This window comes from Campylobacter sp. RM16190 (assembly GCF_012978835.1).
Taxonomy (GTDB): Bacteria; Campylobacterota; Campylobacteria; order Campylobacterales; family Campylobacteraceae; genus Campylobacter_A.
The window spans coordinates 151,883-165,857 of record NZ_LIWS01000002.1; the positions used below are offsets into that span (position 1 = coordinate 151,883).

A 13,975-nucleotide genomic window follows, 5' to 3' on the forward strand; every position below is an offset into this window, starting at 1 on the left:
ATTATGGATTATAATAAAGATAATAAAGGTTTTGTCTGCTGGATATATAACTTTCAGCGCACAAGGAAGCCTTGGATGGCTCTGTTTTTAGTATGTATCGGTTTGCTTGTCGGATCATTTTTTTGTGGCGCCTCAGATCCTCTTAGTATGATTATTAGATCTATTTTGGCGATTATTTTACTTGGTGCTATTATTGCCATGATAGAGCCTAAATCTTTTGCGGTAAAATTAATAGCCTATATTTTTATATTTTTAGGTGTTATTTTCGGACTTAGTTATACAAATGAGAGCGAGACACTCTCTTTGGAAAATTTCTCATTCCCATTTGGACTACCTCTTAATGAGTGGATGCCAGCTATTTTTTTGCCTAAAAGTGCCGAGATTAGTAGTTCTTTGTCAGTAATAGGCTTTATCGGTTTTGCATTTATTGGAGCGGTGTTTTTGGTCATGATCTTAAGTTGGTTCGTTTATAACGCAAGAAGTAGCGAGATAAATCCCATCTAGCATCAAAATTTGATATTTGATAGCCCGCTAAATTTAATTAGCCAATGTTTTTGCCCGTTTTGTTTATGAATCGGGCAAATTTCTTTTAAATTTCCAATCAAATTTTGCAAGCCCTTTTACTCTTTTTGGCTTGCTACTAGGATGTAACCCGCTTCTGAGATATTTTTAAATTTTATCCCAAGCTCTCGCTTTAGACGCAAGATGATATTTTGTATAGCACCCTTGCTCACAACCTCGTTTTCATAGACGAATTCTTCTATCATCTCGTAGCTAACGAGCTTGTTTAAGTTATACGCAAAGAGCCAGAAAAATTTATTTTGCAAATATGTCAGATAAATTTCCTCTCCGTTTTTATAAATTTTCTCCTCTTTTAAATTTATGCTTATTTCGTCGCTTATTTTTATTAATTTTTCGTCTTTTTCGTAGGTTAACGCAATTATCATTGAGCGAAGATCTTTGATGTCGATAGGTTTTTTTAAAAATAGAGCAGCGCCTTGTTCTATGCTTTTTATCAAGTTCATATCCGTATCGTAAGAGGTAAAGACGATGAATTTTTGATGAGGTTTAAGCCTTGAAATCTCTTTCATCATCTCAAATCCGTTCATTATAGGCATATGGATATCTGTTATGACGATGTCTGATTTTTGTTTTTTAAAGCATTCAAGCCCCTCGCATCCGTCCGCGGCGACTCTAACGCTAGCGCAATACGGCTTTAGCCCGCTTGCTATGAGCTCTCTTGACATATCGTCGTCTTCAACGATCAAAATCGATAGCTTTTTTAGTAATTTTAAAGATTCGTTATTCATTTATCGCCCTTTAAATCAACATCGAAATTTAACTCAAATACCGTAGGAAGCGCTCTGTTTACGAGTTTAATATCTCCGTTTATCTTTCTGTTGGCAAGCTTTTTAGCAAAGTACAGTCCTATGCCGCTGCCTTGTTTTTTGGTGGTTTTTGGCTCGTCAAATATCTTGTGGCTCATCGCTTCGCTCACCCCGCTTCCAAATTCGATGACCTCTATATAGCACCTGTTTTCATCGAATTTTACATCTATTTGCACTCTTCTTGACTTGATATCGTCTTTAAATTTATCCACCAAAGCGTCTTTTGCATTGTGGATTAAGATAAGTAAAATTTGCTGGATTATATTTTCTATCTGATTTACTTTTTTATCTTCAAATTCGCTTAAAACCACATGCACATTGGCTCTTGTAAGCTCGGTGTGCATAAGAGTTAAGAGATTTTTAATGCTCTGCTTGACGCTAAATTCTCTTATGTTTTCGCTTGTTTTGTAAAAATTTCTAAAGATATCTATGGTATTGCTTAGTAGCAATATGGACTTTTGCCCTTTTTCAAGTATGTTTTGCAGCATCTGCTCGTCAAGATTGCCTTCTCGCTTTAGCATAAGTAGCGTTGATATGGCTAAATTTAGCGAATTTACCGGCTGGATGAACTGATGATTTATCCCGCTTATGAGCTCGCCCGCTTCGCTCATCTTGGCTTTGTGCGCAAGAATGGCTTCGTATTCATCCTGACGCTTTTTGATTTTGGCATACATAAAGTTATGAAGCGAGTTTGCAATAAAGGCAAGAGCGATAAACGCAAAAAGTAACGTAAGTGCGTTTTTGGTCGTTGCTCCAAGCAGCTCTTTTGTCTCTTTTGCGTTGTCCGTGCCTGCGCCTATGAACCAATTAAGCGAGGGAATTTCCGCTATGGATATGAAATTTGAATCCACAACTATGCTGCTTATGTCCTCGTCTTTTAAAAACAGCTCTTGAAATTTATCCTCAATTTGCGTTTTGAACTTTTCATCTTTCATCTTAGTTAAAATTTCGCCGCTGTGCGTTACGATAAAGGAATATGAGTTGGGAGGAAGCTTGAAGTTGCTTATGTTGTCAAATATGCTTTTTACTTTGACTACTCCGCATAAAACCGCTGCAAATTTACCGTTTTTGTAGTTTGGTACGCATAAATTTAAAGTCTCTTGCTCTAAAATCGTATGCTCGGGCATGAAATTTACCGTAGGTTTGTTGCTATTTTTTGTCTCCAGATACCAGATCAGACTAAGTCTGGAATTTATCTCTTTGGGGCTTTTTGGAAATTTCTCGCCGTTTATGTAGATCTCTCCGTCTTCTTTTAAAAGCTGAACCAGATCAAATTCACCCAAATCGCCCAAAAAGGCTTGCGTAAATTTCTTAATACGCTCTTCATCGTCTAATATATCGGCATTTTGTATAAGCTTAGAGGCTTTAACAAGAGAATTTATCCTCTCGTCAAGCCAAATTTGAAATATCTGCACGATGTTTTCGCTGGTGGCTATTTTGTTTGTATTTGAAAGGGTCGCGATGTGGTGTTTGGCGTTTTTATATACGTTTGCGCCAAGAAGTATCACAAACAGGCTGGACAGGATTATGATGATATAAATTTTGAAGTTGTATTTGTTGAATATATCAATACCCACCGGACTACTCCTTGTTTAGGCAAGCAGTATATCTAAAAAGGTCTGAAAATTCAGACCTTTTATTAGATTATTTAGGGTTTTTAACTAAGGTTATGACTTTAGATACCGCCATTGCAAGCAGGATTATAAAGCATAGACCAAAGCCAAGAAGCGTGCAGTCCGCCATTGACATGAAGTGTTTTGAAGGGATTAGATACCAGCCGTCTTGATATAAGTCTACAAGGTATTTTTGTAATCCGCTTAAAGCCACTCCGTCGGGAACTATAGGGTTATCATATCCGCAATCTCCCGTAGGCAAAAACCAGTCAGGCGCCCATTTGTGAAGCGGTAGGTTAAACGGATATACTGGATCCGTTGAACATCCTTGAACTCCAAAAGGATCGTCGCTATGAACCGCAGTGTGAATTTTGGCTAGCTTAACGCTATACATTATCCCTTGGATCGCTCCCCAAAACGCAAACACATATCCTATAAACGCAAGAACTAAATTTTTAGGATTGATAGCCGCTATCAAACCGCCAAATGCCATACATAAAAAAGCAAATCTTATATATACGCACTGTTCGCAAGGCGGCATATAGACGTACTTTTGAAAGAGCGAGTGCGCCAGTAAAACCAGCGCAATGCTCGCAAAAGCCATCAGTAGCCAAGGAAATCTAGTATCCTGCCAAGCTGAAATTTTATTTACTATATTCATCTTGAAAGCCTATTTTTTAAGCAACTCTTCTATAAGCTTGGCAAAGCCGTCTACCGAAGTGATAGTGCTTGTGTAGATAAGGTATTTGCCGTCTACTACAAACGCTGGAACGCCTTGAATTTTAGCCACTTCGTAAGACTCGTCCCATTTTTTAAGAAGTTCGATTACTTTTGGATTTTCAAGCTCTTTGTTGTATTCATCCATGCTCATTCCGGCAGCATCAAGCCCTGTTTTTATGAAGGCTTCGGGATTTTTGCCGTCGTTCCATCTCTCTTTTTTATCGTGGTATGCTTTGTAGTAGGCAAATTTCGCTTTTTTGAACATTGAGTTATCATCAAGTAAATTTACCCCTTTTTCTTGGTCTTTAACCACTAAAACAGCAAGAACTTTGCTCGCGGCCTCTCCGTATTCGGCCTTGGTTTTTAAGTGATACGGCACGTATTTTAGGCCGGATACTTTTTCAACCACTTTTGGAGTTACGCTTTTATCGTATTTGTAGCAAAACGGGCAAGCGTAGCTAAAAACTTTAGTTAGAGTTCCTTTCTCTACGCTTAGAGGTTTTTCAAGAACCATATAATCCTTACCTTCTGTAAAAGCGTTAGCACTTACGGCGCCCAAAAGCGCAACTGCAGCTAAAATTTTAGTTGTTTTTGTAAGTAGAGATTTCATCTAAACTCCTTTGGAATAAATTTGATATTGTAATTTTATACAACCGAACTTCCACAAAAATAACACGAAAATAAATTTAAGATAAATTTAGTAGTTAATATTAATATATAAAATTAGATTATACACTTAAAATCTATTTAAATTTTTATCGGTTTTTTTAATGAATTCCATAGACTAGAGGTTGCTTTTTATTAATATTAAAAAAAGTTTTTATGGAATGTGTAAAATTTTTAATCAACACTTTTTCTCATAACTGAAATTTTATAATCTTTAATATATATAAAATTTATTTTTTAATTTAATTTTATGCCTATATATCTAAAATTTATATAATCTATCGGTAGTTATAATTATATAAACAAAAGTTTTTTAAGGAAAAAATAATATAAATTTGTTCTCAAATTTAAGATCCGTATCTGCTGATAAAGCCACAACCATTATTTAATAGCATTTAAATTTATATAAATTTATTGGTCTGATTGTTTTTATATATTTTGTTGTATTAATTTATAATTAGGTATTTTAGTGATATTTTAATGATAAAATTCAGTTCAAATTTTAATAACTATTCGCAAATTTAAATTTTTATAAGAAGTTTATATTATGTAAAATTATTTAAAGATATTTTAATATTTGTGTGATTTTTATGTTAGTAAATTTTTTTAAAATTACACTAATAAAATTTTATAAGAAATAGTATTAAAAAAGTAAAAAAGCTATCTTGTATTCTATCCTAATAAGTAGGTTTGATAAATTTTACTTTTAAAGTAAAATTTACAAAATCTATAATTAAAGGAGTCCGTATGAAGGCTAGAAATTTACTTTCATCAATTGTTGTGGCAGGGCTACTAGTCGGAGGCTTAACTACTTCTTCTCTTGCTATAGGCGGTCCAAGCGGTCCAAAGAATGATTATCAACAACAAGGCAAGCTTGGAGTTGTTAAGATGAATCCTTACGGATACGCACCTTTGACAGCTATCATCACTAACGGCGGCTATGTTTTATCAGGCGTTAAAGTAACTATCGTTCCAAAACCAGGGGGTCAAACTATCAGCTATAAGGTAGATAACCAAACGGTAAAAACTTACGGCGGTATCCCGGTTTTTGGGCTATATCCGTCTTATAAGAATACGGTTGAAGTTACTTATACTAAATCAGCCATGGGCTTTAAGGATGAAACTATTACCGAAAAGTATCAAGTAACGACAGGCGGTATAGGACTTACTCCGTCAGGACTTACTATGCAAACGGGAGTTCCTTTTGAAAAAGTAACCGTTGTAAAAGCAGACAAGGAATTTGCAGATAGGCTATATCTTATAAACAACGTTCCAGGAAAAGCTCCGGGCAGAAGCTCTCAAGCCGTTTGGAATAACCCTTCGGGCGGCGCTTTGGAGTGGAATGACGCTTCAAATTCATTTATAGTAGATACAAAAGGCGAGGTTAGATGGTATTTTGACTCAGACAAGCTTTTGGATTTTGGCAATATCTATAAAACCGGTATTCAAATGGGGTTTAGGCAAGATAATGACGGAGCTCTTGCTTGGGGCTTTGGACAAAGATATGTTAAATACGATTTGATGGGAAGACAAATTTTTGATCGCCAGCTTCCGCTTGCTTATAACGACTTCTCTCACTCTTTAAATAACGCACAAAACGGCAACTATCTACTAAGAGTCGGCTCATCTAACACAAAACGCCCTGACGGCAAAAACGTTAGAACCGTTAGAGATACGATAGTAGAGGTTGATAAAGACGGATATGTCGTAGACGATTGGAGACTTTATGAGATCATGGATCCTTATAGAGCCGATGCTATCATGGTTCTTGACCAAGGAGCCGTTTGCTTAAACGTCGATGCTTCTCAAGCCGGACATACTATAGGGGCTGACGAGCTAGCTAAGCTTGATGAAAATAATCAATTTGGCGATATAGCGGGAACCGGAATAGGCAGAAACTGGGCTCACGTAAACAGCGTTGATTATGATCCAAATGATGATTCTATAGTAGTTTCCAGCCGCCACCAAAATGCGATGGTAAAAATCGGACGCGATAAGAAAATCAAATGGATAGTCGGTCCTCACAAAGGTTGGGGTGAGAAATTTAAAAAATACCTATTGCAGCCTGTCGATAGCAAAGGAAACAAAATCGTTTGCGAGGACGAGTATAGCAAATGCCCTGGATACACAAACGAAAAAGGCGGATTTGACTGGACTTGGACACAACATACGGCGTTTATTATAGATTCAAAAACAAATAAAGATATCCTTTATCTAGCCGCTTTTGATAACGGAGATAGCCGCGGTATGGAGCAGCCTGCGCTTTCTAGTATGAAATACTCACGCGGTGTTGTTTATAAGATAGATCAAAACAAAATGACTATAGAGCAAGTTTGGGAATACGGCAAACAAAGAGGCGGAGATTGGTTTAGTGCGGTTACGAGCCTTACTGAATACCATGACGATAAAGACTCATTGCTAGTTTATTCTGCAACGGCGGGCATGCAGTTTGACTTGTCAAAAGGCGTTCCTGTAGGAGAGCCTGCTCCTGAGTTGCTTGAGTTTAAGTGGGGATCTACCGAGCCTGGTCTTCAAATGAAATTTGAAGGAACCGGAATAGGATATCAAGCCATACCTATACATCTTGATAAAGCATTTGACCGCAAAGTTAAAAGCAAAAAATAATAACTACTAAAATTCCCTCCCCCAAGATCTTCTTGGGGGATATACTAAAATTTATAATTTAAAACATAGCATAGATTACGCTGTTACGGAAAAACTGGGAGAAGTTGTAGTAAATCCTTATGATAGCGCACTTTTAACTGCTGTTATTAAAAACGGCGGATACAACATAAAAGACGCCAAAGTAACTATCGTCCCAAAGCCTGGTGGACAATTAATAAGCTATGCGTAGCCAACAAGCACCTTCGCACTCACGGTGGAATTCCCGTATTTGGTATGTATGCCGACTATCAAAATACGGTTGAAGTAGAATATACAAAAACTTATAAAGGCAAAGAAGAGATAATAAAAGAGACGTATAAAATTTACGCTCCGGCTATCTATCTTGAGGCTACGGGACATCCAAGCCAAAAGGGAGCTTTATTTGATAAGATCGAAGTTATAAAAGCTCCAAGCAAGAAATTTGAAAATAGACTTTACTATGTAAATAACTTCTATAATAAAACGGGCAAAGGCACTAAGGTAGTTTGGAACAATCCTGCAGGCGGAGCTCTTGAGTGGAACTATACGCCTAGCAACTTTATCCTTGATACCAAAGGCGAAGTTAGATGGTATCTTGAGCCTAGCAAAATTTACGACCTTAAAAAGCCTTTTAACGCAGGCGTTATGATGGGCTTTAAACAAAACAAAGACGGAGCTATCACTTGGGGATATGGACAAAGATACGTTAAATACGATATCTTAGGACGCGAAATTTTTAACCGTGAACTTCCTGAAATGGGGCGATATCGTAGGAAGTGGGCCGGGACGTAACTGGGCTCACGTAAATAGTGTGGATCACGACCCAAGCGACGATAGTATCATCATAAGCTCACGCCATCAAAATGCGGTTATTAAAATCGGACGTGACAAGAAAGTTAAGTGGATAATCGGCGGGCATAAAGGCTGGAGCGAGAAATTTAAAGGCGCTCTTCTTCAGCCTGTAGATAAAAACGGCAAAAAGATCGTTTGTGAAGATGACTACACAAAATGCCCGGGATATGAAAGCGACACAGGCGGGTTTGACTGGCAATACACTCAGCACACTGCATTTAGAATCGATAGCAAATCCAAAAAAGGCTTAGTGTATCTAACCGTATTTGATAACGGCGACAGTAGAGGATTTGAGCAGCCTGCAATAGCGGGCATGAAATACTCTCGCGCGGTAGTTTATAAGGTAGACGAGAAGGCTAAAACCGTAGAGCAAGTTTGGGAATACGGCAAACAAAGAGGAGCTGATTGGTATAGCTCGGTAACTAGCCTTGCTGAGTACCAAGACGACCTTGATAGCGTATTTGCTTATTCGGCAGTTGCCGGAATGCAGTTTGACATCGCAGCAGGCAAACCTGTAGGCGTACCAAGCCCGCATATTAATGAATTTGAATGTGGCGCAAAAGAGCCTTCAATCGAGATTAAAATGACAAACGCTATGGGTTATCAAGCGTTTCCGTTTAGTATAGAAAAGGCATTTTCTAAATAATACTCCCGACTTGAGCTAAGCGATACTGCTTAGCTCTTTAATTTTCTTTTAAATTTATCTTGAATTTAATGTCCTTATTTAGATTTTTATCTTTGGAATTTTTCTTTTTTATATTCTTAAATTTGTAAATTTTATTTGTAGGTGTCGCTATATGATTTACTTTTGTATTTACAAGGTTTTAATGGAGCTTTTTCGTGTTTATTTACAAAACAATTAAATTTTAAAGATTATTTTGCTAAACTCCGTAAATTTTACAAGATGAAAGGCGTAAGATGAATGCTTCGGAATTTATCTGGATGGATGGAAAATTAATAAAATGGGATGAGGCTAAAGTTCATGTTTTAACCCACTCGCTTCACTATGCAAATGCCGTATTTGAAGGCACAAGGGCTTATAAAACCGATAAAGGTTTAGCGATTTTTCGTTTACAAGATCACACAAACAGGCTTTTAAAGTCTGCAAAAATGACAATTTTAAATTGCCCTTATACTCAAAAAGAGCTTGAAAATGCTCAAATAGAGCTCTTAAGAGCAAATAAATTTAACGGCAACGTATATATTCGCCCGATTATATTTTTAGGTTACGGCATAATGGGGCTAGCTCACACAAAAGCCCCTGTTCAAACCGCAATCGCAGCTTGGGAGTGGGGTGCTTATCTTGGTGATGAAGGGCTTGAAAAGGGCATTAGAGTTAAAATTTCAAGCTTTGCCAAGCTAAATCCGTCAGGGCAAATGAATAGAGCAAAGGCAAGCTCAAACTACCTAAGCTCGCAAATGGCAAATTACGAAGCAAAAGATGCCGGATACGATGAGGCGCTTCTTTTAGACGGTGAAGGCTTCGTGGCTGAGGGCCCTGGCGAATGTTTTTTCATAGTTGAAAACGGTACTATCGTAACACCTCCAAATGACAATAGCCTAGCAAGCATTACTCAAGACACCGTTATCAAGATCGCAAAAGATTTAGGTTATGAAGTTCGCCGTGAGCGCATCACTAGAGATCAGGCTTATACGGCTGATGAGGCTTTCTTCACGGGCACGGCAGCTGAGGTAACTCCGATAAGTAGCATCGATGCTAGGGTTATCGGAAGCGGAAAACGCGGAGAGATCACTAAAAAGCTGCAAGATGCTTATTTTGACGTAGTTTACGGACGAAACCCAAAATATGCTTCAATGCTAACTTATATTTAAAATTCTAAACAAGGATATGAATGCCAGCAGATTTAAATGATTATTTTCATAAAAAGAACAATAATAGTGGCGGAAGCAATAACGGTCCAAAGCTGAATTTCAAGGCACCAAATTTACCAAAGAATTTTGGAAAAATGTCAGGACTTGCTTACGCTATCATAGTTATCATAGCTATTTTAGCTATTACTCAACCTTTCGTAGTTATAAACTCGGGTGAAGTAGGCATCAAGGCTACTGCAGGTAAATATGATCCAAACCCTATGCAGCCGGGTTTTCACTTCTTTATACCAGGAATTCAAAGGGTTATAATCGTAGATACTAGAGTTCGCCTTATAAACTATACTTCAGGCGAGGATATGGGTGAGACACAAAAATTTTCAACCCAATCTCAAGCGGGAATTATTCGCAAAAACTCAATTTCAGTTTTAGACGCTAGAAACCTTCCTGTAAGTATAGATATTACGGTTCAATATCGCTTAAATCCGGAAAATGCACCTCAAACAATTGCTGCTTGGGGACTTAGCTGGGAAAGCAAAATAGTAGATCCGGTAGTGCGAGATGTGGTAAGAAGCGTAACTGGTAAATATACCGCAGAAGAACTTCCTACCAAGAGAAATGAGATAGCCGCTCAAATCGATGAAGGAATTCGCAAAGATATCGACTCTCAGCCAAATAGACCAGTGGAGCTACTCACTGTTCAACTTAGAGAGATAATCTTACCTGAAAAGGTAAAAGAGCAAATTGAGCGTGTTCAAATCGCTAAACAAGAGGCTGAGAGAACCAAATACGAAGTAGAGCGTGCAAACCAAGAAGCGCTTAAAAAGGCCGCTCTTGCAGAAGGTACGGCAAAGGCAGCCATCATCGAGGCTAAAGGTAAGGCTGATGCGGTTAAGATAGAAGCCGATGCTCAAGCGTATGCAAATAAAGAGGTTGCCAAGAGTTTGGATCAAAATTTGCTAGAGTTAAAACAAATAGAGATTCAGGGTAAATTTAACGAAGCTTTGCGTGAAAATAGCGATGCTAAAATTTTCTTAACACCTGGAGGATCAGTGCCAAATATTTGGGTTGATACTAAGGACAAGGCAAGACAATCGGCTATTGAGCGTTAGAAATAAATTTTAAGAGAGTGCGATGAAGATAGATTGGGATAAAGTCGGAGGGATGATACCTGTGGTAGTGCAAGAAAGCACTACAAATGATGTTTTAATGCTTGCTTTTATGAATGAAGAGGCTTTAAATTTGAGCGTTCAAACCGGCTTTGTCCACTATTTTTCACGCACAAAAAATAGAATTTGGAAAAAAGGCGAAGAGAGTGGCAATGTCCAAAAAATTGATGAGATATTTTTAGACTGTGATAACGACACTATCTTAATAAAAGTAGAGCAGATTGGTGGCGCGGCTTGTCATACCGGTAAGAAATCTTGCTTTTTTAGGAAATTTGAGCTTAATTCAAGTAACAAGAACTTAAATTTAGATAGTAAATTGCCGGATATAAAGACAAATTACCAGATAATTGACAAAGTATATCACGAAATTTTAGATAGAAAACTAAACGCAGACCCCCAAAAGTCGTATGTGGCAAGCCTGTTTAAAAAGGGTGAAAACGCAATACTTAAAAAGGTCGGCGAAGAAGCGACCGAGTTTGTAATAGCTTGCAAAGATGCTTCCAATACCAAAGATGAAAAAAGTAAAAACGATTTGGTGTATGAGGCGGCTGATTTGTGCTTCCACTCTATGGTAGCACTTGCGGCTCATAATATTCACCCTGATCGTATCAAAGATGAGCTTGCTAGAAGGTTTGGAGTAAGCGGAATCGAGGAGAAAAAATCAAGAGATGTTAAATAAGCTAAAAGAGGGACTAAGCTTCTATCTCGAGCATTTAAGCTGGATAGATATAGCCGCTTATATATGGCTTATCTTGATGTTTTTTATCTTGTTTGTAGCCTGTATCTATTTGATAACAAGATTTCACGTTTTGGGTTTTTTGCTTATGCTATTAAATTTAGTAGCTTTTAGTTTCGGACTTTTTTATATAAATCGTTTTTTGGATGAGAATTTGAGAACTAGAAATTTAGAACTAATATCACAAAAACAACTTTCATACTCAAATACTCTTTTGGTCGATTTAAAGCTTACAAATTTATCAAAAAATCCATTTAAGTATTGCAGGATTGATCTTAAATTTTATAAGCCTTCCGGAAATGAGTTGAGAAATCAAATAAATATGCTAAGACCGATCATGAAAGATAAGATATTTCTTAAAGAAATAGTGGATATCAACGAGACAAGGCGCGTTCAAGGTGTGATAAACAATTTTAGATTGAGTGATTATAACATAACAGTTAGTTCGGAGTGTTTTTAATGCTAGAGTATTTTAATATTTTTCATATTCTGATAATTGTTATATTATTGCTTCTTTCAGGACTCTTGGCGTATCTGTCAAAATATGAAGAAAACAAAAAAATATTTACTTCTTTAATAATTATAAATTTTAGCGTTACTCTTCTGATAGGGATATTTTTAATGTTTGTTGTAGATAAATATACTAAAAAGGCTGTTTTAGAAGGCATTACGAAAAGTAGAGTTTTAATGAATGAAACCGTAGTAATTAAAGGTATTATAAGGAATGTAGGCTCATTTGATATATCTAATTGCAATATTATAGTAAAGCTGATAAATGACCCTATAAGTAAGGAAGGCTTAAAAGGCGATGCGATATTTAAACCAAGCGGATTATCTATATTTTCATGGCTTAAGAATGATAAAGATGCTCGTCCGAACACAATCGAGCAAAAGGTAAGTATTGCTAAAAATTTAAAGATAAGAGAGGCTAGAAATTTTAGTGTCTCTATGCCATATCCTCCATATTTTAAAAATACTATGTTTATAACTAAGCTGGATTGCTATTAATTATTTTATAAAATAATCCCCATTAAAACTTACAAGCGAGTATTTTCGCTCATTGCCTATACTGCTTACAAGATCTTTGAGGTTTAAAAACTCAAGAGTATCGGCTCCTATAAATTTACATACCTCATCTTTATTCATCTTATAACTGATAAGCTCTTCAAAGCTTGGAGTGTCGATACCGTAGCGTTCAGGAAATTTAAGCTCTGGGCAAGCGACTCTAAAGTGTATCTCTTTAGCTCCCGCAGAGCGAAGTAGCTCTACTATCTTTTTACTCGTAGTGCCTCTAACTATACTATCATCCACTACCACTATGCTCTTGCCTTTTAGTATGCTTGACATAGGATTTAGCTTGAGCTTGACCTTAAGATTTCTCATCGCTTGAGTAGGCTCAATGAAAGTGCGTCCTACATAGTGGTTTCTTACTATAGCAAGTTCAAAAGGTATCTTGCTCTCATTTGCATATCCAAGAGCCGCAGGAACTCCGCTGTCAGGCACAGGCACTACGAAATCAGCCTTTATGCCGCTTTGTTTGGCTAGGGCAGCACCCATATTTTTACGCACGTCATATACGCTTTTTCCCTCTATGACGCTATCCGGGCGTGCGAAGTAGATGTATTCAAACGCACAAATTCTAGGATCTGGCTTAAATAGTTCTATGCTTTGAAACTCGTCTTTGCCGTTTTCAAATATTATCATCTCTCCTGGTTTTACATCTCTTATAAATTTAGCTCCTACGAGATCAAAGGCACAAGTTTCGCTGGCTATTATGTATCCTCCGTCTTTTAGTTTGCCTATAGATAGAGGTCTTACGCCATATTTATCACGCACGGCAAAAATTTTATGTCTGGATTGAATTATGAGGCAATATGCACCTATAATCTTTTTTAAAGCCTCTGTAATACGATCTTTTAGATGTTTTTTCTTGCTTCTTGCTATTAGATGGATAATGTTTTCTGTATCCATATTTGACTGAAAGATCGCTCCTTCATCTATGAGAGCTTGGCGAATTTCATCTTTATTTATTAAATTTCCGTTATGAACCAGTGAGATTGAGCCTAGATTGTAGTTGGCGGATATCGGTTGTGCATCGTCTATAGAGCCGCTTCCTGCAGTCGAGTAGCGGTTGTGTCCTATTGCCATATCACCCTTTAATATTTCAAAGCTTTTCTCGTCAAAAACATCGGTAACAAGTCCTGTGGCCTTTATAGTTCTAATATATCCGTTATCACTAGCGCTTATTCCGCTTGCCTCTTGACCTCTGTGCTGCATTGCAAACAGGGCATAATAAGCTGTTTTTGCCGCATTTTTTGAATTAACCACTCCTACTACAGCGCACATTTTTAGACCTTT

The 13,975-nt window shown here is 37.2% G+C and carries 12 protein-coding genes and 1 pseudogene; 8 read left to right on the plus strand and 5 right to left on the minus strand.

The window, feature by feature from the left end:
• Positions 1-3: 3 nt before the first annotated feature.
• Complete coding sequence (locus tag CDOM16190_RS02840; RefSeq protein ID WP_170000965.1) at positions 4-504, plus strand: disulfide oxidoreductase; 501 nt, start codon at positions 4-6, stop codon at positions 502-504.
• Between the two features lie 116 nt (positions 505-620).
• On the opposite strand, the gene CDOM16190_RS02845 is transcribed toward CDOM16190_RS02840, so the two are convergent.
• The 4 genes from CDOM16190_RS02845 to CDOM16190_RS02860 all read right to left on the minus strand — a co-directional run bounded on the left by CDOM16190_RS02845 (position 621) and on the right by CDOM16190_RS02860 (position 4,331).
• Entirely contained in the window at positions 621-1,310 is a 690-nt protein-coding gene (locus tag CDOM16190_RS02845) for a response regulator transcription factor (RefSeq protein ID WP_169943037.1), read from the minus strand.
• Complete coding sequence (locus CDOM16190_RS02850; protein ID WP_170018807.1) at positions 1,307-2,965, minus strand: sensor histidine kinase; 1,659 nt, start codon at positions 2,963-2,965, stop codon at positions 1,307-1,309. The genes CDOM16190_RS02845 and CDOM16190_RS02850 overlap by 4 nt, the downstream gene beginning before the upstream one ends.
• Positions 2,966-3,032: 67 nt before the next feature.
• A complete protein-coding gene (gene dsbI / locus CDOM16190_RS02855; protein ID WP_170018808.1) occupies positions 3,033-3,662 on the minus strand; it encodes a protein-disulfide oxidoreductase DsbI in 630 nt (209 codons plus the stop codon).
• 9 nt (positions 3,663-3,671) lie between these two features.
• Positions 3,672-4,331, minus strand: coding sequence for a thiol:disulfide interchange protein DsbA/DsbL (locus tag CDOM16190_RS02860; protein WP_170018809.1), 660 nt, complete (start codon positions 4,329-4,331; stop codon positions 3,672-3,674).
• A gap of 803 nt (positions 4,332-5,134) precedes the next feature.
• Between CDOM16190_RS02860 and CDOM16190_RS02865 the strand changes: the two genes are divergently transcribed.
• The 7 genes and pseudogenes from CDOM16190_RS02865 (at position 5,135) to CDOM16190_RS02895 (ending at position 12,625) form a co-directional block, all read left to right on the plus strand.
• Positions 5,135-7,012, plus strand: coding sequence for an aryl-sulfate sulfotransferase (locus tag CDOM16190_RS02865; RefSeq protein ID WP_170018810.1), 1,878 nt, complete (start codon positions 5,135-5,137; stop codon positions 7,010-7,012).
• 70 nt (positions 7,013-7,082) lie between these two features.
• Positions 7,083-8,528, plus strand: a pseudogene (locus CDOM16190_RS02870) (aryl-sulfate sulfotransferase); the annotation flags it as partial.
• A 272-nt stretch (positions 8,529-8,800) separates the two neighbouring features.
• A complete protein-coding gene (locus tag CDOM16190_RS02875) occupies positions 8,801-9,715 on the plus strand; it encodes a branched-chain amino acid transaminase (RefSeq protein WP_170018811.1) in 915 nt (304 codons plus the stop codon).
• Positions 9,716-9,735: 20 nt separating this feature from the next.
• Positions 9,736-10,824 (plus strand): prohibitin family protein, encoded by a 1,089-nt coding sequence (locus CDOM16190_RS02880; protein ID WP_170018812.1) that lies wholly within the window; start codon positions 9,736-9,738, stop codon positions 10,822-10,824.
• 22 nt (positions 10,825-10,846) lie between these two features.
• The gene (hisIE, locus tag CDOM16190_RS02885) at positions 10,847-11,560 is read left to right on the plus strand and encodes a bifunctional phosphoribosyl-AMP cyclohydrolase/phosphoribosyl-ATP diphosphatase HisIE (protein ID WP_170018813.1); all 714 of its coding nucleotides are present in this window, start codon (positions 10,847-10,849) and stop codon (positions 11,558-11,560) included.
• Complete coding sequence (locus CDOM16190_RS02890) at positions 11,550-12,077, plus strand: DUF2393 family protein (protein ID WP_170018814.1); 528 nt, start codon at positions 11,550-11,552, stop codon at positions 12,075-12,077. Before hisIE ends, CDOM16190_RS02890 begins: the two co-directional genes overlap by 11 nt.
• The gene (locus tag CDOM16190_RS02895) at positions 12,077-12,625 is read left to right on the plus strand and encodes a DUF2393 family protein (protein ID WP_170018815.1); all 549 of its coding nucleotides are present in this window, start codon (positions 12,077-12,079) and stop codon (positions 12,623-12,625) included. Before CDOM16190_RS02890 ends, CDOM16190_RS02895 begins: the two co-directional genes overlap by 1 nt.
• Here the strand turns inward: CDOM16190_RS02895 and purF are convergent, their stop codons facing one another.
• Entirely contained in the window at positions 12,626-13,963 is a 1,338-nt protein-coding gene (gene purF, locus CDOM16190_RS02900) for an amidophosphoribosyltransferase (protein WP_169976313.1), read from the minus strand.
• Positions 13,964-13,975 lie beyond the last annotated feature (12 nt).